The sequence below is a fragment of the Streptomyces sp. CB00455 genome, from assembly GCF_001905445.1.
Taxonomy (GTDB): Bacteria; Actinomycetota; Actinomycetes; order Streptomycetales; family Streptomycetaceae; genus Streptomyces.
The window spans coordinates 334,535-353,626 of sequence record NZ_LIVQ01000004.1 but is presented as its reverse complement, the minus strand read 5'-3'; the positions used below and the strand labels follow the sequence as shown (position 1 = coordinate 353,626).

The 19,092-nt window shown below is 74.3% G+C and carries 19 protein-coding genes and 1 pseudogene; 15 read left to right on the top strand and 5 right to left on the bottom strand.

Features of this window, described 5'->3' with window-relative positions; genetic code table 11:
* The first annotated feature begins 4 nt into the window (after positions 1-4).
* Both AMK16_RS18955 and AMK16_RS18950 read left to right on the top strand, forming a co-directional pair.
* A complete protein-coding gene (locus tag AMK16_RS18955; protein ID WP_073917170.1) occupies positions 5-313 on the top strand; it encodes an SCO5918 family protein in 309 nt (102 codons plus the stop codon).
* 24 nt (positions 314-337) lie between these two features.
* Positions 338-715: a hypothetical protein gene (locus tag AMK16_RS18950; protein WP_073917168.1), complete on the top strand. Its 378-nt coding sequence runs from the start codon at positions 338-340 to the stop codon at positions 713-715.
* A 256-nt stretch (positions 716-971) separates the two neighbouring features.
* On the opposite strand, the gene AMK16_RS18945 is transcribed toward AMK16_RS18950, so the two are convergent.
* Positions 972-2,057, bottom strand: coding sequence for an alpha/beta hydrolase family protein (locus AMK16_RS18945; RefSeq protein ID WP_242438790.1), 1,086 nt, complete (start codon positions 2,055-2,057; stop codon positions 972-974).
* An 89-nt stretch (positions 2,058-2,146) separates the two neighbouring features.
* On the opposite strand from AMK16_RS18945, the gene AMK16_RS18940 reads away from it, so the two are divergent.
* From AMK16_RS18940 to AMK16_RS18930, 3 genes are all read left to right on the top strand, one after another.
* Positions 2,147-2,737: a GNAT family N-acetyltransferase gene (locus AMK16_RS18940; protein ID WP_073917166.1), complete on the top strand. Its 591-nt coding sequence runs from the start codon at positions 2,147-2,149 to the stop codon at positions 2,735-2,737.
* Entirely contained in the window at positions 2,734-3,849 is a 1,116-nt protein-coding gene (locus AMK16_RS18935; protein ID WP_073917164.1) for a PaaX family transcriptional regulator C-terminal domain-containing protein, read from the top strand. Before AMK16_RS18940 ends, AMK16_RS18935 begins: the two co-directional genes overlap by 4 nt.
* Positions 3,850-4,131: 282 nt before the next feature.
* Positions 4,132-4,968, top strand: a complete 837-nt coding sequence (locus AMK16_RS18930) for a SigB/SigF/SigG family RNA polymerase sigma factor (protein WP_079191576.1) — start codon at positions 4,132-4,134, stop codon at positions 4,966-4,968.
* Between the two features lie 78 nt (positions 4,969-5,046).
* On the opposite strand, the gene AMK16_RS18925 is transcribed toward AMK16_RS18930, so the two are convergent.
* Positions 5,047-5,466: an ATP-binding protein gene (locus AMK16_RS18925; RefSeq protein ID WP_073917160.1), complete on the bottom strand. Its 420-nt coding sequence runs from the start codon at positions 5,464-5,466 to the stop codon at positions 5,047-5,049.
* 226 nt (positions 5,467-5,692) lie between these two features.
* On the opposite strand from AMK16_RS18925, the pseudogene AMK16_RS18920 reads away from it, so the two are divergent.
* Positions 5,693-7,056, top strand: a pseudogene (locus tag AMK16_RS18920) (aspartate aminotransferase family protein).
* Positions 7,057-7,184: 128 nt separating this feature from the next.
* Here the strand turns inward: AMK16_RS18920 and AMK16_RS18915 are convergent.
* Positions 7,185-7,670, bottom strand: a complete 486-nt coding sequence (locus AMK16_RS18915; protein ID WP_073917158.1) for a histidine phosphatase family protein — start codon at positions 7,668-7,670, stop codon at positions 7,185-7,187.
* 189 nt (positions 7,671-7,859) lie between these two features.
* Between AMK16_RS18915 and AMK16_RS18910 the strand changes: the two genes are divergently transcribed.
* The 6 genes from AMK16_RS18910 (at position 7,860) to AMK16_RS18885 (ending at position 10,761) form a co-directional block, all read left to right on the top strand.
* A complete protein-coding gene (locus AMK16_RS18910; protein WP_073917156.1) occupies positions 7,860-8,075 on the top strand; it encodes a CbtB domain-containing protein in 216 nt (71 codons plus the stop codon).
* Positions 8,076-8,101: 26 nt separating this feature from the next.
* Positions 8,102-8,875 carry a CbtA family protein gene (locus AMK16_RS18905; protein ID WP_242438789.1) on the top strand — a complete coding sequence of 258 codons (774 nt, stop codon included), beginning with the start codon at positions 8,102-8,104 and terminating at the stop codon, positions 8,873-8,875.
* 21 nt (positions 8,876-8,896) lie between these two features.
* Entirely contained in the window at positions 8,897-9,142 is a 246-nt protein-coding gene (locus tag AMK16_RS18900; RefSeq protein WP_073917154.1) for a hypothetical protein, read from the top strand.
* Positions 9,143-9,397: 255 nt separating this feature from the next.
* Positions 9,398-9,997, top strand: a complete 600-nt coding sequence (locus AMK16_RS35125; protein WP_073917152.1) for a class F sortase — start codon at positions 9,398-9,400, stop codon at positions 9,995-9,997.
* Positions 9,998-10,157: 160 nt separating this feature from the next.
* A complete protein-coding gene (locus AMK16_RS18890; RefSeq protein ID WP_143196832.1) occupies positions 10,158-10,508 on the top strand; it encodes a hypothetical protein in 351 nt (116 codons plus the stop codon).
* Positions 10,509-10,563: 55 nt separating this feature from the next.
* Positions 10,564-10,761 (top strand): hypothetical protein, encoded by a 198-nt coding sequence (locus AMK16_RS18885; protein WP_073917148.1) that lies wholly within the window; start codon positions 10,564-10,566, stop codon positions 10,759-10,761.
* 76 nt (positions 10,762-10,837) lie between these two features.
* Here the strand turns inward: AMK16_RS18885 and AMK16_RS18880 are convergent, their stop codons facing one another.
* On the bottom strand, positions 10,838-11,248 hold the full coding sequence (locus AMK16_RS18880; protein WP_073917145.1) for a hypothetical protein: 411 nt from the start codon (positions 11,246-11,248) through the stop codon (positions 10,838-10,840).
* 177 nt (positions 11,249-11,425) lie between these two features.
* Between AMK16_RS18880 and AMK16_RS18875 the strand changes: the two genes are divergently transcribed.
* Positions 11,426-12,253 (top strand): hypothetical protein, encoded by an 828-nt coding sequence (locus AMK16_RS18875; protein ID WP_073917142.1) that lies wholly within the window; start codon positions 11,426-11,428, stop codon positions 12,251-12,253.
* 81 nt (positions 12,254-12,334) lie between these two features.
* Positions 12,335-14,323 (top strand): FUSC family protein, encoded by a 1,989-nt coding sequence (locus tag AMK16_RS18870; RefSeq protein WP_073917139.1) that lies wholly within the window; start codon positions 12,335-12,337, stop codon positions 14,321-14,323.
* 239 nt (positions 14,324-14,562) lie between these two features.
* On the opposite strand, the gene AMK16_RS18865 is transcribed toward AMK16_RS18870, so the two are convergent.
* Positions 14,563-16,659 carry a PhoX family protein gene (locus AMK16_RS18865; protein WP_073917136.1) on the bottom strand — a complete coding sequence of 699 codons (2,097 nt, stop codon included), beginning with the start codon at positions 16,657-16,659 and terminating at the stop codon, positions 14,563-14,565.
* A 293-nt stretch (positions 16,660-16,952) separates the two neighbouring features.
* Here AMK16_RS18865 and AMK16_RS38110 point away from each other — a divergent pair, with 293 nt between their 5' ends.
* A complete protein-coding gene (locus AMK16_RS38110; RefSeq protein WP_073917132.1) occupies positions 16,953-19,067 on the top strand; it encodes a VWA domain-containing protein in 2,115 nt (704 codons plus the stop codon).
* Positions 19,068-19,092: the final 25 nt, after the last annotated feature.

The following is a 19,092-nucleotide window of genomic DNA, read 5'->3' as shown; positions in this document are numbered from 1 at the left end:
CATCATGCGCTTCGTCATCGCCCGGTACCCCTTCGACCTCGAGAAGAGCGAGGTCGAGGAGAAGATGAAGGGCGTCAAGGCCGAGCCCGTCACGGGAGCGTCCGTGATCGTCGGCCGTCGCACCTACCCGGTCAAGCAGGTCGGCGAGGTGATCACCCGGCAGGACCGCCGCGACTTCACGGCCGCGGAGGTCACCCGCGCGCTGACCCGGCTCGGTTTCACCTGCCGCGACCTTTCGGCGCCGGTGCCCGTGCCCGCCCTGACTCCGCTGCAGGCCGCCTCGGCACTGCTGGGTACCCCGGCCGGCGCCTGAGCGCGCTTGCTAGAGTCCTGGGCCATGTCGATCCCTGATGACCTGCTCATCGATCTCGCAACCATGGTCGAGTCGGAGCAAACCAATCAGATGTCCCTCACTGTCGTGGTCCACGGCGCCGTCATCACCGGCCGCCTGGCCCCTGAGAGCGTCTGGCGTCAGCGCGTGGCCGAGGTCCTCCAGGACTCCGACCAGCTGGCTCCGTTCGCCGAAATCTTCAGAGCCTCCCCACAGGCGGGCCCCGCCCGGCCCGCCGGGGAAGCGCCCTCGCACCTGCACTTCCACGTGGCGCGCATCCTCCAGGGCACCCTGGGCATCCCCGAAACCGGCGGGATGTACCGGATCGCCGTCAAGGACGTCAGTGCCTGGACCGTCGGAGACTTCAGCTACTCCGACAAATGACCCCCCGCCCCCGCTCAGCCGTTCCGGCCGACAGGGCCCCCGCACCGTGACGCCGAGCGCGTCGCGGTGTCGGGGGCCCTGGAGGTACCGGGCGACGACGGGGGCGGCGTCATGCCCGCGTCACGGCGTCACTACGTCATGGCGTCATTGCGTCACGGCGTCACGTCACCAGCGCCCGCAGCGCCGGCAGGAGGGGCCCGGAACCCGGCTCCGCAGCCTGCCTTGACGGCCCCCGTACGCCCGTGGCCCCCACCCGTCACGGCTTTGTGACGTCGGCGCCCGGGAGCCCTTCGAGGAACCGGCGCTGGTCGTCGAGGAGGCCGGGCGGGAAGAGGGCGCGCGGCGCGAACAGCGCCGTCAGGGGCAGCCGCCAGGAGGAACGCTCGATCCCGGTGCGCACCAGGGAGTGGGTGGTGCCCGGATAGCGGCGGACGGTGAGCGTGCCGGGGGCGAGCAGCGACCGGTAGACGGACTCGGTCTCGGCGCCGTCCACGTTCAGGTCGTCGGCGCCCGAGATCAGCAGCACGGGAACGGACGGCATCGCCCGCAGGTCGCCGGTCGCGTCCGCGGTGTGGTTGCGGCTGATGAACGACCAGCGCTGAGCGGTGAGTTCCCGGTCGGCGTCCGGGCTCGCGCGGTACTCCTCGTATGTCGCTCCGCGCCGCAGCAGCGCGAGCGTGGACTCGCGGGTACGCAGAGCGGCAGCCGTGCGGCCGGCGTCCGCCCCCTCGGCACGGAGCTCGGCGCGCAGGTTGTACTCGCCCTGGCGGTCCCAGTTGACGGCGGTGCCGACCGCGATGACGAAGCGGACCCCTGGGGCGGGTGCCCGCGCCACCACCTTGGGCAGCACCCAGCCCGCCTGGCTCGCGCCCCACAGGCCGATCCGCGCCGGGTCGACCTCAGGCCGGTTGTGGGCCGCCCAGGTGAGGGCGTCGGTGGTCTCACGGGCCCGGTCGTCCATGGTCTGGCCGAGCCAGTCCGCGGGCTTGTCGAGCGAGAGGGAGGCGTAGCCCGCGCGGGCGAAGGCCTCCCAGAACGGCCGGTAGAAGCCGTCGTGGGTGGCGTCGACCTCGCCGTCGCCGTGGACGAACACGACCAGCGGGAAGGGGCCGGGCCCCTTCCCCACAGGAAGGGCGAGCACGCCGGGCAGCTCCCGGCCGGCCGCCGGGACGGTGACGTGACGCTCGTCGAGGTCGTAGCTGTTCTGCCATATCACGACGCCGGCGAGACCGGCGGCGAGGAGGGCGGCGCAGAGCGCGAGGAGCAGGACGGTGCGCACGACGGTGCGAGCGGGGTGGGGCGGGCGGGCGGGGTGAGTGGCGGGGCGAGGCGGGCGGGACACGGAGCTCCCTTTCCTTCATCATTTCCGGACGGCTGAACTATCATCGCTAAAACGATCGTAGCGCCGATGAACGTATTAGACTCGTCCTTATGACGACGACGACACGGCGGGGGTTGCCCCGGGGCGCCGAGGAGCGGGTGGCCGAGCTGTACTGGGAGGCCTTCGGCGGGAAGCTGGGCGCCGCCCTCGGCCCGGCCGGGACCGGACGGCGGTTCATCGCGGAGCACCTGAACGCGGACCGCGGGGTGACGGCCCTTTCCGACGACGGACGGGTCGTCGGCGTGGCCGGCTTCCAGCTCGCCGGACGCGGCCTCGTCGGCGGGGACGCGGCTGCGGTCAGGGCGACGTACGGGCAGGTCAGGGGCATGTGGCGGCTGTTCCTGCTGGCCCTGCTGGAGCGGACCCCGGCCCGGGGGGAGCTGGTCATGGACGGTATCGCCGTGGACGCCGGCGAGCGGGGCCGGGGCATCGGCGGGCTCCTGCTGCGCGAGATCGAGGCGGTCGCCGTCGAGCAGGGCTGCCGGCGGATCCGCCTGGACGTGGTCGCGGAGAACCGGCGGGCGCAGGCCCTGTACGAACGGCACGGATTCCGGGCGGTCGCCGTGCACAGGACGCCATGGCTGCGCGACGTGCTGGGATTCGGGGCCGTGACGACGATGCACAAGGCGGTGGCGCGATGACTCCGGCCCGTCCGGCGGTCCCCACCCGCCTGGTGGTCCACGCGCTGGTCCGGGAGGACGGGACGGTCGACGCGGGCGAGCTGTACGAAGTCGCGGGCCTGCTCGGGATGACCGACCAGCAGGTGCGGCTGTGCGTGAAGCGGCTGGTGGCCGAGGGCCGGTTCACGGTGGAGGGGCGCGGGCGGCGCGCCGTGCTGCGGGTGGCCGGGTCGGAACCGGGCGCGGCGGTCGGGGCGCAGTCGGGCGCGGGAGCCGGGGCGCGGTCGGGCGCGGGAACCGGCGCGGAGCCGGGCGCGGGACCCGGCGCGGAACGGGGCGCGGAAACCAGGGGGGAACCGGGCGCGGGAAAGAGGGCCGAACCGGGTGCGGGAGCGGGACCCGGGGCGGGGTGGGGGTCGGGGCCGGGGCTGCCGCTCGTACCGGAGGTGGAGTTCGTCCGGTACGCCTACCGGCAGGACCGGGGACTGGAGCCGTGGGACGGGGTCTGGCACCTGTTCGCCTTCGCGGTACCGGAATCCGCGCGGGCGGCGCGGGACGCCCTGCGGGACACCCTCACGAGCCTGGGCGCGGCCCCGGTCCAGGGCGGGCTGTACGCCACACCGAACGCGATCGGTCCGTACGTGCGGGCCCGGGCGGCGGAGCTGGGCCTCTCGGCGGCCCTGACCGGCCTGACCACCCGCGACCTGGCGGTGGGGACCACCACGGACCCGCGGGCCCTGGCGGCGCGGCTCTGGCCGCTGGACGAGATCGCGTCCCGCTACGCCTCCCTGCACGCCCTGGCCACGGCCCCCCGGCCCGCAGCCGGTGGTGGGGCCGCTGCGAGCGGTGCGGGCGCCACCGGGGCGGAGGACGGCTCCGAGGGCGGGGACGGGGTCGCGGGGCTGGCCAGGGCCGTGGCCCTGGCGGCCGCCTTCGGCGAGGCGATGCATCCCGATCCGCTGCTGCCGCCGGAGCTGCTGCCGCAGCCGTGGCCGGGGACGGCGGCCCGGGCCGCGGCGGCCGAGGCCTGGGACCGGCTCCGGGCCGGTACCCCGCCGGGCGGCCCCCGCCTCTTCCGGCTGTACGGCGAAGCCGTGACCCGGTCGGCCCGCGACACCGGGCAGGACCACTGAGCCCGCCACACCGGGCGGGACCGAAGAGCCGCCACACCGGGTCGCCGGCCCTGGCCCCGCCCGGGTTCCCTGCGCGTGCCGCTCCCGGCCGCCGGGCCCGGCGCGACGCGCGCGGGGGAACCCAGACGGGCAGGTGGGACGTGGTCTGGGCGCCGCGCGGCGTCAGGTGGGGTAGCTTTTGGATGGGGTACGTGCTGATTCATCCGGGTATATCCCCTGGGACAGCGCGACGACGTACCCCCGGTCACCCCCGGGGCCACATCGTCGGAGGAGCGCAGCGCCATGCACCGTACAGACCTCACAGATGTCGGAACCCGCGAGGCCAGGGCCCTGTCCGTGTCCCTGTTCAAGCGCCTGGCCGAGCTGGACGAGGGCAGCACGGAATACTCGTACGTCCGCAACACCCTCGTCGAGCTGAACCTCAGCCTCGTGAAATACGCCGCCCGCAGGTTCCGCGGCCGCAGCGAGCCGATGGAGGACATCGTCCAGGTCGGCACCATAGGGCTGATCAAAGCCATCAATCGCTTCGACCCCGCGCGCGGGGTGGAGTTCACCTCCTTCGCGATGCCGACGATCACCGGGGAGATCAAGCGGTTCTTCAGGGACACCAGCTGGGCCGTCAAAGTCCCCCGCCGGCTCCAGGAGCTGCGCATCGACGCCGCCAAGGCGCACGACGCGCTGGAGCAGTCCCTCGGCCGCGAGCCGACGGACGTCGAACTCGCCGGACGCCTGGAGGTGACCCCCGACGAGCTGGCGGAGGGCCGCAAGGCCGCCTGTGCCTACTCCGCGCGGTCCCTGGACGCCCCCGTCCAGGAGGACGGCGACCGGGACGCCGCCGTCGAGCGGCCCTCGCTCGGCGAGGAGGAGGACGCGTACGACCGCATCGAGTGCCTGGAGTCGCTCAAGCCGATGCTGGCGGGCCTGCCCGAGCGCGAGCGCGTCCTGCTCGCGCTGCGCTTCGGTCAGGAGCTGACGCAGTCCGAGATCGGCGACCGGCTGGGCCTGTCCCAGATGCACGTCTCGCGGCTGCTGACCCGGACCCTGACGCGCCTGCGCACCGGGCTGCTCACCGACGAGGCGCAGGACGGGGCGCCCGAGACCGCGCCCGCGGCCCCGTAGTCCTGCCCCCCGTGGCCACGCGGTGAGGTCCCGCGAGGTGGGTCCCGCGCCGTGTCCCAGCCGGGCTCCGGCCCTGGCCTAGCCGGGCCCCAGGGGGCCCTTCGCCGGGACCTCCAGCCACACCGTCTTGCCGGTGACGCCGTCGGGCGACGGCACCGAACCCCAGCTGCGGGTGAGCCGCTCCAGCACGATCAGGCCGTGTCCGCCGGGCAGCGCGCGGTCCCCGGGCCCCCGGCGTCTGGGGAGCTCGGTGCTCCCGTCGCTGACCTCCACCCGCAACCGCTCGGGCGAGTGCCGCAGGACAAGTTCGCGCGGACCGCCCGCGTGCAGGCACGCGTTGGTGACCACCTCGGACACCAGGAGGAGCACGTCCTCCACGGCGTGCGCCTCTTGGGACCACTGCCAGTCGGCCAGCGCCCGGCGGGTGAAGTCCCGGCACCTTCCCACGACTCCGGCCGTGGCTCCGCCCAGGACCAGCCTCCGTGTCTGCTCGGCCACAGGGCCTCCCGTCTCCGCGTCTCCGCGCCGCACCTACCCCTACGCCAAGGTGCCAATCCTAGGCGGCCGCCAAGACCCGCCTCACACGGGCTTTCCTTCCGGCGGAAAGCGCATTTTGCCGGGCGCGGAGGGGCGGGCGGACGCGCCCGGCGGTCCCGCGTCCGGCATGCGGGATGGGGCCCCCACGCACCCCCACTTCCGCATCGTGGACAACTACTCTCGTTTCATGAACGCAGATGCCGACACCCCCGCCACCGGTGCGCACGACGCGGTGAAGGACGCCGACCGCAGGCACGTCTTCCACTCCTGGTCGGCGCAGGAGCTCATCGACCCGCTCGCCGTCGCCGGGGCCCGGGGGGCGTACTTCTGGGACTACGAGGGCAACCGCTACCTCGACTTCTCCAGCGCCCTCGTCTACACCAACATCGGCTACCAGCACCCGAAGGTGACCGCGGCCGTCCAGGAGCAGGCCGCCAGGCTCTGCACCGTCGCGCCCGGCTTCGCCGTCGACGTGCGCTCCGAGGCGGCCCGGCTGATCGCCGAGCGCACCCCCGGAGACCTCGACAAGATCTTCTTCACCAATGCGGGGGCCGAAGCGGTCGAGCACGCCGTCCGCATGGCGCGGGTGCACACCGGCCGGCCCAAGGTGCTGTCCGCCTACCGCTCCTACCACGGCGCCACCTCCGCCGCGATCAACCTGACCGGTGACGCCCGCCGCTTCGGCAACGACACCGCGACCGCCGGCGTCGTGCACTTCTGGGGCCCCTTCGCCTACCGCTCGCCCTTCTACGCCGCCACCGGGGCCGAGGAGTGCGAGCGGGCCCTCGCCCACCTGGAAGACACCATCGTCTTCGAAGGTCCGCAGTCCATCGCCGCGATCATCCTGGAGACCGTCGGCGGCGCCCCGGGGGTGCTGGTGCACCCCGACGGCTACCTGGCCGGCGTGCGCGAGCTCTGCGACCGCCACGGCATCGTCTTCATCCTCGACGAGGTCATGGTCGGCTTCGGCCGCACCGGCACGTGGTCGCCTCCGAGCACTGGGGCGTCACCCCCGACCTGCTCTGCTTCGCCAAGGGCGTGACCAGCGGCTACGTGCCGCTCGGCGGAGTCGCCATCTCGGCCGCCATCGCCGGGACGTTCGCCCGGCGCCCCTATCCGGGCGGGCTGACCTACTCGGGGCACGTGCTCGCCTGCGCGGCCGCCGTCGCCACGATCAACGTCATGGAGGAGGAGGGCATCGTCGAACAGTCCGCGCGCACCGGCGCCGAGCTGCTCGGCCCGGGGCTGCGCGCCCTGGCCGAACGGCACCCCGCAGTCGGGGAGGTCCGGGGCCTGGGCACCTTCTGGGCCCTGGAACTCGTACGGAACCGGGCGACGCGCGAGCCGCTCGTCCCGTACAACGCGGCCGGGGCGGATAACGCGCCCATGGCGGCCTTCGCCGCCGCCTGCAAGAAGGGCGGCCTCTGGCCGCTCACGGCCGGGAACCGGATCCACGTCGCGCCGCCTTGCAACATCTCGGCGCAGGACCTCGCGAAAGGCCTGGCGATCCTCGACGAAGCCCTCGCGGTCGCGGACGCCCACACCGTCTGAACTGACGCTCACGCCGTCCGAACTGACGCTCCCACCGCCTGAACTGACGCCCACTCCGTCCGAACTGCGGAACTGCGCGGTCGCCCAACCGGTGGGTGCCGGGGTTCTCGTAGGGGCCCTTCCGCCGTTCAGTGCGGCCCGGGCCGCGTCGCGGGGTCCGGACCGTCCTGCTCCTGTTGCCCCACCAGCAGGTTCCACCGGCCGGCCCGCCCCGTGAGGGTGGTCACCGACGCCGGGCGCACGTCGAGCCGCCAGAAGGCCGCAGCGGGCAGCTCCAGTGCGTGCACGACGGCCGCCCGCACGACGGCCTGTTCGACCACGGCGCGGTGGGTCCCGGGGGGCAGCGCGGCCAGTGCGGCCCCGACCCGGGCGACCAGCGTGTCCACGGACTCCCCGCCCGGAGGGGCGTAGCCGGGATCCGTCATCCAGGCGTGCACGCCCGCCGGATCCCCGGCCGCCACCTCGTCCAGCGTGCGCCCCGCCCACTGCCCGGCGTCCAGCCCGCGCAGGCCCTCGTGGCCGGGGCACGGGAGCCCCGAACCGAACCGTCCCCGGCGGCCGGCGGCGTCCAGCGGCGGTCTCACGAGATGAACTCGTACGAGGGGGGTCTTCATAAGGGGAGCGTAAGCGCGGTACGGTCTCGGACGACATAACTACATGACGACGGTACGACGGAAGCATCGGTGAGAATCCGGCACGGTCGCGCCACTGTGAATCCTCCCGGAGGGGGAGGGAAGTCAGACCCGCCACCGTCGTCGCGAGCACCACTGACCGGGACGCGTGTTCCCTCTGGAGGTTCTGCCATGGCCCACTCCGCCGTGCCCGCGTCGGCTCCCGCCGCCGTCGCCCCGATTTCCCTCTCCGCGCTCGCTCCCTGGGCGGCCTTCGTCGGCGTCCTCGTCCTCGTCCTCCTGTACTTCGTCGGCATCGAGCAGGGTGCCACCGCGGTCTTCCAGGGCGAGACCGTCCACGAGTGGCTGCACGACGGCCGCCACCTGCTCGGATTCCCCTGCCACTGATCTCCGCGCCGCAAGGGAACCGAACCATGACATCTCCTTCCCCCCGCGCAGCCTCGCCACGGGTGCTGCTCGTCCGGGGCATGCTCGCCGGCCTGTTCGCCGGTGTGGCCGCGTTCCTCGTGGCGTACCTCCTCGGCGAGTCCAAGGTGGATGCGGCGATCGCCATCGAGGAGGCCGGCCACATCGCGGCCGGCCACGACCACGGCGAGGAGGCCCCGGTCAGCCGGGCCCTCCAGGCCACGGCCGGCCTCGGCACCGGTGTCCTGCTGTACGGGGTCGCGCTCGGCGGTATCGCGGCGCTCGTCTTCTGCTTCGCCCTGGGCCGCATCGGCCGCTTCGGCCCGCGGGCCACGGCCGCACTGGTCACCGGGGGACTGTTCGTCACCGTCACCCTGGTGCCGTTCCTGAAGTACCCCGCCAATCCGCCGGCCGTCGGTGACCCCGACACGGCCGCCCGGCGAACCGCCCTCTACCTGCTCATGATCGCCTTGAGCGCGCTGCTCGCGGCGGGCGCGCTGATCCTGGGCCGGCGGCTGGCCCCGCGGCTCGGCAACTGGAACGCCTCGGTCGCCGCCGGCGCGTTCCTCGTCCTGGCCGTCGGGATCTCCTACGCCTTCCTGCCCGGCATCAACGAGGTCCCCGCGGACTTCCCGGCCACGCTGATCTGGCAGTTCCGCCTCGCCTCCCTGGCCATCCAGACCGCACTGTGGACGACTTTCGGCCTCGTCTTCGGGCATCTAGCCGAACGCGCCCTTGTGCCGGCCGTCGCACCCAAGGAGGCTGTGCTGCCGACGAGTTGACGATGAAGGGGCCGGTAGCACATGCCGACGGCGATACGGGAGTGGCGAGGCTGGACGGGCGCGGCTCCGTTCTGGCTGAACTCCTTCCTGCTGCTCCTGGCCCCTTTCACCGCCGTCACGCTGTTCGGCCAGATCGGCGTGATCGCGGCTCTGGCCGCGCTGGGCGGCCTGGCCCGCCACCTGTGGTCCGGTGACTACGGGCATCCGGCCGTCCACCTCGCCGCCGTGCTGATGGGCGCCGCCACGGCGATGCTGGTCGCTGTCTGACGAAGGGCGGCGGACGGCTCCCCGGCCCGGTGGGCCGGCAGAGGGCCGCGGCCGCCTCACCCGTTCGGGCGGACACCTCCGGGTCTTGGGGTGGGGGCCGCCCGACCCGCCGGAAGCAGGCCGGACACCGGGATCCGATGCCGACATACCCGTGACGTTCCGTCAGTCTCCCGTGTTGCACGGCGCGCCGAGGGGCGGAAGGGGTGTCCACTGCTCTCATGACCCGGCCGCCCGAGCCGGACAGGAGGGATTCCCATGCCCCGCGCCAAGTGGGTCGTCGCCGCGCTGTCGGTGGTTGCGCTGTCCACCGGCATCGGAGTGCTGCAACGCACCGAGGGCGCCCGACCCGCGGTCGCGACCACCGACGACGGACTGCCGTCCCGGGCGCTGGGACTGTCCGACCACCGGCGTCTCGCCCGGCAGGGGGAGCACGCCGGTGAGCACGTCCCGGGGCGGGGCGCCCGGTCGCCGAGGACCGCCGCAGGGCCCATGCGGCCGGTGTCCGGCCCGCTCCGGGCAGCGCGGCCGCTGCGGCTGCGGATCCCGAGCCTGGGCGTGGACGTGGCGCTGACCGGCGGGGCCGGGGAAGCCTCCTGGGATCCTGCCGGGCCGGCCCCGGGGGCGTCGGGCACGGCCGTGGTCACCGGCGCCGGCCTGGACCTGGGCGGGCTCCAGCGGGGCCGCACCATCGAGATCACCCGGGCGGACCGCCGTACCGCCGTGTTCACCGTCGTCCGGATCTCCCCCGGCGAGGCGGCGGGCCGCGAGGACCGGGCGGGGCGGGCCCGGCTGCGGCTGATCGGCGGCGAGACCGCCGTGCTGGCCCGCCTGACCGGTCAGCGCCGCAGCCGCTGAGCCGCGCAGCCGCTGAGCCGCGGTAGCCGCAGCCGCCGGAGGCCCCGGCCCGCCGCCGGCGGGCGCCTTTGTCGGCCGAGGGGGGTGTCTTCGTCCTCCGGTCGGGGGCTTTGGCGCATCCGGCCGGGAGCCGCCCGGTACGGCGGGGCACACCCCTCCCATGAGCGGGAGGCAGCGCGTGCGCGCGGCACTGACCCGGGCCCTGACCGCGGCCTGCGTCGTGCTGCTGTGCGTGTTCGGGACCGGCCCGGACGCCGCGACGGCGGCGGACCCCCGGCCCTCCTCCAGCGCCCCCGCCGAACCCGCCGAGGGGCCGTCCGATCCGGCCGCCGACGCCGAGGCGCGGGCGGCCGTACGGACGGTGCCGCACGGGGAGGCCGGCGTACGGCGGACACCCCTGCCGTGGTTCCACGTGAAACATCCTGACCGGCCCGCGGGCGCTGCCGCGGCGGGACGTGCCGAACCGGCGTCCTGCCCGCGGACGGTGCGGAGTGCGGTGCTGCGCTGCTGAGAACCGGCGGCAGCCCAGTCACCCCCGCCCCTTTGAGCACCCGTGAGGTTCCGCCATGCCCATCGACCCGTACACAGCCCTGAACGCCATGATCCGCGCCGAGGCCGCCCGCTCCACTGCACCGGCCCGCCGCACCGAGCCGGCCGCGGCGCCGAAGGCACCCGCCGCGGTCACGGCCGTCACCCCGGCCGCGGCCCCGCAGCCACAGGGCGAACCGCAGCAGCGCTCCGCCGTTGCGGACCCGGCGGCCTGACCCCCGGCGGGAGAACGCAGCGGGCCCGGCCGGACGTACGGCCGGGCCCGCTCAGGCTGGTGCGCGCAGAACCCGCTCAGGGCGCGTGCGTGTAGAAGCGGTAGAACGCCGCCGCGCCGACGCCGGCGCCGCAGAAGAGGCCGATGACCGTGGACCTGAGGACACTCGCGCCGGTGAGGCTGTGCAGGTAGCCCACGGCGATACCCGCGAAGGCTCCGTACGCCGCGGCGCGGACCTCGCGCTGCAGGCGCGGGCCGGCCCGGTTGAGTCCGAACATGACGGCGGCGAAGAGCGCGCCGCACAGGATGCCGTAGAAGACGTTGCCCGTGTTCACCGGGCCCATCTGTCGCTCGATGAAGGCGGCCCAGAATCCGTAGACCAGACCCATGAGCAGGGCGCGGGTGAGCGCGTTCCTGGCGGCGTGGGCGGTGCCCCCCGACGGACCGTAGGGACGCCGCCGTGGGGCGGTGGATGCCGCATGTGCCATGACGGGCTCCTCTCTCCCATCCTCCAGGGCACACCCCGCTCACCCGCCCGGCAAGTGGATCACCGGCCGGCACCCGGGCCTGGAGCGCCGGGCCGGTGCGGGCCGCCGCGGACACCGCACCACCCGGGCGCAGCAACACCGCTCGCGCCGGGGCCCGCCGGGGCATTCCCTGGTGACGTGCGCACCATCCTGTCGGCGGTACTGATCGCGCTCGTGGCCCTCCTGGTGCCCGCGAGCGCCGTCGCATACTGGGCCGACCACGAGCTGGGCAACGCTGACCGCTACACCGCGGCCATGTCCCCGCTCGCCGAGAACCGCGCCGTCCAGGGCGTCGTCGTCACCCAGGCCGGCCGCGCCCTGGCCGGGCAGATCGACGCGGGCCCCTTCCAGGGCGGGGTGGACGCCCTGCTCGACGAGGCCCTTCGGTCCTTCGCCGGCACCCCGGCCTACCGCACCGCCTGGGACGCGGCCAACCGCGCCGCGCACGCCGCTTTCCTCGACGCCCTCGCCACGGGCGACGGCGACGCCGTCACGATCGACCTCGCGCCGGTCATCTCCCAGGTCAAGAGGGAGCTCGTCGCCGACGGGGTGCCCTTCGCCGACCGCATCCCGAAGACCCACGTTTCCGTGAAGGTCATGGAGTACGACAACCTCGGCGCGCTCCGGAAGGGTTTTCGCATGCTCCAGATCGCCGGTGTCTGGCTGCCCGTCCTGACCGTGGTCCTGGCCGGGGCTGCCGTGACGGTCGCCGTCCGGCGGCGCCGGGCCGTCGTGGCCACCGGGCTGGGCCTCGCCGTCGGGGCCGTCCTGCTGTGGACCGCGGTGAGCCTGTGCCGTCGGCTCACGCTCGACGACCTGCCCGCCGACGTCGACCGGGCGGCCGCGGCGGCGGTGTTCGACGCCCTCACCGCGTTCCTGCGGACCACCGCCTGGGTGGTGCTGGCCGTCGGGCTCGTGGCCGCACTGGCCGCATGGCTGACCGGACGACTGCGCCGCACCCCATAAGCTCGGAAGGTACCAACGTACGCAGAACGACGCAGAAGATCCCAGAAGAACCGATTCGCGAGCGGCGGCACGGAAGCGGGAATGAGCACCGAACGCACCGAACACATACCGTCCGGGCGAGACCGGCACCATCCGCTGGCCCCGCCGGCCTGGCTGCTGAGGGGGCTGCAGCCCAGCGGCGCCCCGATCCCCTGGGCCGCGGTGGCGCGCGCGGCGGTGGCGCTGTCCGTACCGCTCGCCGTCGGATTCGCCCTGGACGAGCCCGAATACGGCGCGCTCGCCTCCATGGGCGCCCTCTCCGGGGTCATCAGCGACACCGCCGACGCCTACCGGATGCGCGTGCTGAACATCGCCGTGCCGCAGCTCTTCGGCGCGGTCGGGGTGGCACTGGGCACCCTGGTCTTCGGACACGGCTGGCTGGCCGTCGGCGCCCTCACGCTCGTCGCCCTCGTCTCCGGGATGATCTCCTCCATCGGCACGGTGGCCTCCGTGTCCGGGCTGCTGCTCCTGCTCAACGCCGTGGTGGGCGCGGGACTGCCGATGCCGGAACCCTGGTGGACGGCGCCGCTGCTGCTGGCCGCGGGCGGGCTGTTCGTGCTCGCACTGACCTTGCTGGGCTGGCCGCTGCGCGGCCGGCAGCCGGAGCGCGCCGCCGTCGGTGCCTCCTACCGCGCCCTCGCCGCCGCCCTCGAGGCCGCCGGCGGACCCTCCGGCGTCTATGACGACCGCCGCCTGGAGGTCACCCTGAGCCTGAACCAGGCCTACGACCTGGTGCTGGGCCGCCGGGCCAGGGTGCACGGGCGCAGCCCCGCGCTGGTGCGGATGCTGGCCCAGCTCAACGTGCTGATCCCGCTGGTGGAGGCCGCGCCGGCCGCGCACCTGCTGGGCCGGCCGCTGGCGCCGGAGATCCCGGCGGCCGTGCGGGACCTGGCGGCGGCCGTGGAAGGGGGCCGCACCGGCGCCCCCGTACTGGAGCTGCCGGACCCGCACAGCCAGGCCGAACGGGCCATCGATTCGGCCCTGCGGCATGCGGCGACCGTCGTCCACCTGGCGGAGCCCGACCCGTACAAAGTCGACGACCGGCTGGGGCGGCCGGCCGCCCTGCGGGTACGGGCCCGGCGCGCGGTGCGGGACATGATGCTGTCCCGGGCCTCCTGGCGGTACGGGCTGCGCCTGGCGCTGTGCATCGGGCTCGCCCAGTCGCTCGTGTCGCTGATCTCGGTCGAGCGGTCCTACTGGGTGGCGCTGACGGTCACCTTCGTCCTCAAGCCGGACTTCGGCTCGGTGTTCTCCCGGGCCGTACTGCGGGCCCTGGGCACGGCGGTCGGGATCGTCGTCGCCGCCGCCGTCCTGGCCGAGGTTCCGCGCGGCTGGTGGGACGTGCCGGTGATGATGTTGCTGGCCGCGCTGATCCCCGCGTTCTCCGCCAAGGGGTACGCCTTCCAGACCGCCGCGATCACCCCGGTGATCCTGCTGCTCTCGGACCAGCTCAACCGCCAGGGCTTCGACCTGATCCGCCCCCGGCTGCTGGACAGCCTGATCGGCTGCGCCATCACCCTCGTCGCGGGCTACCTCCTGTGGCCCGAGAGCTGGCGCACGCGGATCGGGGCCCGGCTCGCCGACACGGTGGACGACGCCGCCCGGTACGTCGAGCGGGCCTTCGCCCCCGTCCCCGACGAGAGCGGGCTCGCGGCGGCGCGCACGGCCCGCCTCCAGGCCCGGCGGCGGATCTACCGGGACCTGTCGGGGGTGCGCAGCGAATTCCAGCGGGCCCTGACCGAGCCGCCCCCGACGGGGGCGCGGGCAGCCGCGTGGTGGCCCCTGGTGGTCGCCGTCGAGCGGATCGTTGACGCGACCACCGCAGCGCGGGTCCGCGTCAACCACGGCGCGCAGCAGCCTGCCGCCTCCGAGGTCGACGTGATCATCCGCGAGTTGCGCGCCCTGGCCATCGGAGTCCGCAGCAGCACGACCCCCGTCCCGGTCGAGACGGAGCCGGCGGGCGACGATTGCGGCGTGCTGGCCCCCGTGCGCCAGGAGGTGGCGGCGGCCCGCGCCATCGCCCGCCCCTGAGAGCGTCCCCGAACGGCCTCCCGTCCGGGCCCGGCGGAGCCGGGCGGGAGAGCATCGGTAGATGCGGCGCCGTGCTGGAGGTCACGCTGACCTTGCCAACGCGCCCGACGGGGGCGCGCTCATCATCCTCCCCCTGCCCGTCGGCCGCCTGACCGGGGGAAGTTGAGCGCCGTGCGGGCGGTGTTTCACGTGAAACACCGCCGCCCGCACGGCGCGCTGCCGAGGCTCAACCAGCCGGATCAGACACCGATGTTGCGGCCGTCCTTGCGCCAGACGGAGACGACCGCCGGGCGGACGATCTTGCCGGGGCCGTCGGGCCACACCGACTGCGGCTTCTCGACGGACGCGCCGTCGATCTCACCCGGATGCTGGACGGAGACCAGGACGCGCTTGTCCTGGACCAGCGGGCCGCAGGTCTCGGCGCCGCGCGGGACGGTCAGGAACTGCTTCAGCTCCCCGCGCCGGTCACCGGTGGTCGCGACGCCGAACAGGCCGTCGTGGGAGCCGAGCTGGTTGCCGTCGGTGGAGATCCACAGGTTGCCGTGCGGGTCGAAGGTCACGTTGTCGGGGCAGGAGATCGGGCTGACCTTGTCCTTCGGGAAACCCGCGAAGTAGGTGGCCGGGTCGTTCGGGTCGCCCGCGACCAGGAAGAGCCGCCAGGCGAAGCCGTCGCCGGCCGGGTCGTCGAAGTTCTCGGCGAGCTCCAGGATCTGGCCGTGCTTGTTCAGGTTGCGCGGATTGGCCTCGTCCGCGCCCGCCTTGCCGGCCTTGCCGCGGTCGGTGTTGTTGGTCAGCACCACGTAGACGCGGCCGGTGCGGGGGGAGGGCTCGATGTCCTCGGGGCGGTCCATCTTCGTGGCGCCCACCTTGTCGGCGGCCTCCCGGGTGAAGACGTACACCTCCTCGGCGGTCATGCCCTCGACGTGCGAGACGTTGCCGGTGGCGAGTTTGATCCAGACGCCGGAGCCGTCGAACCCGCCGTCCGCGGGGAGCTTGCCGGAGCCGTCGATCTCGGCGGTCGGGGAGTCGCCGGTGAGCTTGGCGACGTAGAGCGTGCCTTCGTCGAGCAGCGTGAGGTTGTGCTCCTTGGCCGCGCGCGAGTTGCCCTTCTTCATCTGCTTCGACGAGACGAACTTGTAGAAGTAGTCGAAACGCTCGTCGTCGCCCATGTAGACGACGGGGCGGCCGTCCTCGGTGAGGCGGGGCTGGGCGCCCTCGTGCTTGAACCGGCCGAGCGCGGTGCGCTTGCGCGGGACGGAGTTCGGGTCGTACGGGTCGAGCTCGACGACCCAGCCGAAGCGGTGGGGCTCGTGGGGCTCCTGGAGGGTGTCGAAGCGCTTGTCGAACCGCTCCCACTTGCGCTCGGTGGCGCCGGCGGTGACGCCGTAGCGCTTCAGGCGGGCGGCCGCGACCGGGTCCGTGACCTGGCCGGCATTGGCGAAGTACTGGTTGAAGTTCTCCTCACCGTGGAGGGTGGTGCCCCACGGGGTGGTTCCGCCGGAGCAGTTGTTGAGCGTGCCGAGCACCTTGGTGCCGGTCGGGTCGGCGGAGGTCTTCAGCAGGGCGCCGCCCGCGGCCGGGCCGGTCAGCCGGAACTCGCTGGTGGCGGTGAGGCGGCGGTTGAGCTGGTGGCGGGTGACCGCGGTCAGCCTGCCCGAGCGGTGGTCCTCCTGCACGACGACGACGCCGAGGCCGTGCGCGGCCCAGGCGATCTCGACCTGCTCGCGGGTCGGGTTCGCCGGGTCGTAGCCCTTGAACATGAGGTTCTCGTCCGTGTACTCGTGGTTGGCCACGAGGAGCTGGCGGCGCTCGTAGGCGTCGCCGAGCGGGAGGAGGCTCAGGAAGTCGTTGTTGTAGCCGAACTGGCCGGCCTGCGCGGCGGCGGTCTGCTTGTCGGCGTTGAAGGCCGGGGCCCCCTTGACGATCGGCTCGCCCCAGCGGATGACCACGTTCTGGTCATGGCCCTCGGGTACGGTGACCCGGTCGTCGGTGTTGGGGGCGACCGCCTTGAAGCGCAGGCCGCGGGCGGCCTCGCCGGAGCCGGTGCCCGTGCCGGTGCCGGTGCCGGCGGCCTCGGCGCTGGGGGTGGCGTTGGCGGGCTGGCTGCCACTGCCCAGGGTGACGGCGGTGCCGGCCGCGGTGGCGACGGTCAGGACGGCGGCGGAACGCAGCATCGAGCGGCGGGAGTAGGCGCGGGCTATGACATCACCCACGTACTCGTTGTCGCTGGTGTTCGGCACCTCGTGGAAGCAGGCGTCGCCGCAGCGGTAGCGGCAGGTGAGGGCGGAACGGCCGCCCCCATGCGGGTTGCCGATGAGCGGCAGGAGCTTGCGCACGAATGTCCTCCGAGTAGCTGCGTGGCGCCGACAACGTGTCGGAACGATCCAGCGGTGACGCTAGGCGGGGGTTGCGCCGAAGCGGCGGCGGTGGGATGAACGGTCGGTGAACCCGGCACGTCGGTGCGGAAGTTCGCGGGCAGGGTGAGGGTGTCTGGAAGCCGGACGCCACGAAGGGCGCCCCTCCCGAAGTTCCAGCCGGGCGGCCGATAACCTTACGTGTCCACTCTGGGCAGGGATCATCCGCGCAGCACGGACAAATGACGCACGCACTCATGCGAAAGGCCTGGCCCATGGGTATTCGGAGCTTGTTGCGCAAGGTGTTCGGACGGTCTGCGGAACCGGTTCCGGAATCGTCGGACGCCCACTCGGCGGCCCTCCCGAGCCAGGCGGAACGCACCCCCCTGGACGCGGCGGCCGAACTGGTGGCGGCGTCGTTCGACAACCCCACCGTTCCGCCGCAGTCCGCGCCGCGGGACCGCGAGCCCGGGACGGTCCTGACCGCTCCGGCCCCGGACCCGTCCCCGGCGGCGCCCCCGTCGCCGGACCCCACGGTCCCGGAGGCCCGTCGCCCCGTGCCCCCGGCGGCCCAGCAGGACCCCGCGGCCGAGGCCGAGGCCGAGGCCGACCTCCCGGCCCCCCGCACGAAGACCCCCACCGCCGAAACCGAGCCGCCTGCGGCGAAGCCCACCCCGGAAGCCGAGCCGCCTGCGGCGCAGCCGGTCGCGGAAGCCGAGCCGGTCACCTCCGAGGCCGCCGCGCCTGCGGCGCAGCCCGTCGCCGAGGCCGAGCCGCAGGCGCAGCCGGTCGTGGCCGAGGCCGCGGTCCCCGCGCCGGAGGCACGGCCGGGCGCGACCGACGCCGGGACACCGGCGCCGGTGCAGGACGAGACCCCCGCAGTCGGGGGCGACCCGGCCGCCGCCCAGCCCGAGCCGGAACCCGCGCCGGACGAGGAGCGGGCGCTCGCCGCCGAGGCCGCCGAGTCCGCGCCGCAGGCGCAGGATGAAACCGCCGCACCGAAGGCCGAGCCGCAGACCGCCGAGGCGCCCCAGGCGCAGCCGGTCGCGACTCCGGTCGCGGCTCCGGTCGCGGCTCCGGTCGCCGAGGCCGAGCCGGTCGCGGCCGAGGCCGCGACCCCCGCGCCGCAGGCGCAGGAGGAAGCACCCGGCCCCGTGGCGGAGCCGGTGACCCAGGCCGAGACTGAGACCGCGCCGAAGGCGCAGTCGGTCGCGACTCCGGTCGCGCAGCCCGCCCCCGAAGCCGAGCCGAAGGCGGAGCCGGTCGCGGCCGAGGCCGCGACCCCCGCGCCGCAGGCGCAGGAGGAAGCACCCGCACCTCTTGCCGAGGCCGAGCCGAAGGCGGAGCCGGTCGCGACTCCGGTCGCGCAGCCCGCCCCCGAAGCCGAGCCGAAGGCGGAGCCGGTCGCGGCCGAGGCCGCGACCCCCGCGCCGCAGGCGCAGGAAGAGGCCCCCGCACCCGTGGCGGAGCCGGTGACCCAGGCCGAGACTGAGACCGCGCCGCAGGCGCAGGCGCAGGCGCACGACGAAACCGCCGCGCCCAAGGCCGCACCGCAGGCCGTCGAGGCGCAGCCGGTCGCGGCTCCGGTCGCGCAGCCCGCCCCAGGCGTCGAGCCGCAGGCGGAGCCGGTCGCGGACGTAGCCGCGGTTCCCGCGCCGGAGGTGCAGGAGGAGGCACCCGGCTCCGTGGCCGGGGCCGGGTCGGAGACGGTGCCGGAGGCGGCCGGTGGGGGGCCTGCGCTGGGTGCCGCCGTCGTGCGGCGGCGGGCGCCCGGGGTGGCCGGGGCGTACAAGGCCGCCGGCCAGGTGCTGCGGGGCAAGGGGAAGGCCGGGGCGCGGGCGAAGGTCTACCTCGTCCTGGACCGGTCCGGATCGATGCGCGGGTTCTACAAGGACGGAAGCGTCCAGCACCTCGCCGACCACGCCCTCGCCCTCGCCGCCCACCTCGACGAGGAGGCGACCGTACACACCGTGTTCTTCTCCACGGAGGTGGACGGCACCGCCGATCTGACCCTCGACGCCCACGACGCGGCCTGGACCGGGGCCCGCCACGCCGAGTTCGGACGGATGGGCCGCACCAGCTACCACGTCGCCGTCGAGGCCGTCGTCGAGCACTACCAGAAGGACGGCGGCGAGGGCCCGGCCCTCGTCGTGTTCCAGACCGACGGCGCCCCCGACAACCGGCAGCCGGCGAAGGCGGCGCTCACCGCGGCCGCCGTCACCGCCCCCGGCATCCACTGGCAGTTCGTCGGCTTCGGCGAACACGACACCAAGGCCTTCGACTTCGTGCGCAGGCTGGACACCGGGAACGCCGGCTTCTTCCACGCCGGCCCCGCCCCCCGCGAGCTGACGTCCACCGCCCTCCTCAAGGGCATCCTGGACCGCTTCTGACCGCGACCGCCCGAGCGCGCGACAC

Bases quoted from the DNA above. Each gene is read 5' to 3' on its own strand.
- AMK16_RS35125 (WP_073917152.1), top strand. From the start codon at position 9,398: ATGCCCCGCGCCAAGTGGGTCGTCGCCGCGCTGTCGGTGGTTGCGCTG.
- AMK16_RS18955 (WP_073917170.1), top strand. From the start codon at position 5: ATGCGCTTCGTCATCGCCCGGTACCCCTTCGACCTCGAGAAGAGCGAG.
- AMK16_RS18915 (WP_073917158.1), bottom strand. From the start codon at position 7,670: ATGAAGACCCCCCTCGTACGAGTTCATCTCGTGAGACCGCCGCTGGAC.
- AMK16_RS18910 (WP_073917156.1), top strand. From the start codon at position 7,860: ATGGCCCACTCCGCCGTGCCCGCGTCGGCTCCCGCCGCCGTCGCCCCG.
- AMK16_RS18950 (WP_073917168.1), top strand. From the start codon at position 338: ATGTCGATCCCTGATGACCTGCTCATCGATCTCGCAACCATGGTCGAG.
- AMK16_RS18900 (WP_073917154.1), top strand. From the start codon at position 8,897: ATGCCGACGGCGATACGGGAGTGGCGAGGCTGGACGGGCGCGGCTCCG.
- AMK16_RS18885 (WP_073917148.1), top strand. From the start codon at position 10,564: ATGCCCATCGACCCGTACACAGCCCTGAACGCCATGATCCGCGCCGAG.
- AMK16_RS18930 (WP_079191576.1), top strand. From the start codon at position 4,132: ATGCACCGTACAGACCTCACAGATGTCGGAACCCGCGAGGCCAGGGCC.
- AMK16_RS18870 (WP_073917139.1), top strand. From the start codon at position 12,335: ATGAGCACCGAACGCACCGAACACATACCGTCCGGGCGAGACCGGCAC.
- AMK16_RS18905 (WP_242438789.1), top strand. From the start codon at position 8,102: ATGACATCTCCTTCCCCCCGCGCAGCCTCGCCACGGGTGCTGCTCGTC.
- AMK16_RS18890 (WP_143196832.1), top strand. From the start codon at position 10,158: ATGAGCGGGAGGCAGCGCGTGCGCGCGGCACTGACCCGGGCCCTGACC.
- AMK16_RS18880 (WP_073917145.1), bottom strand. From the start codon at position 11,248: ATGGCACATGCGGCATCCACCGCCCCACGGCGGCGTCCCTACGGTCCG.
- AMK16_RS18935 (WP_073917164.1), top strand. From the start codon at position 2,734: ATGACTCCGGCCCGTCCGGCGGTCCCCACCCGCCTGGTGGTCCACGCG.
- AMK16_RS18940 (WP_073917166.1), top strand. From the start codon at position 2,147: ATGACGACGACGACACGGCGGGGGTTGCCCCGGGGCGCCGAGGAGCGG.
- AMK16_RS38110 (WP_073917132.1), top strand. From the start codon at position 16,953: ATGGGTATTCGGAGCTTGTTGCGCAAGGTGTTCGGACGGTCTGCGGAA.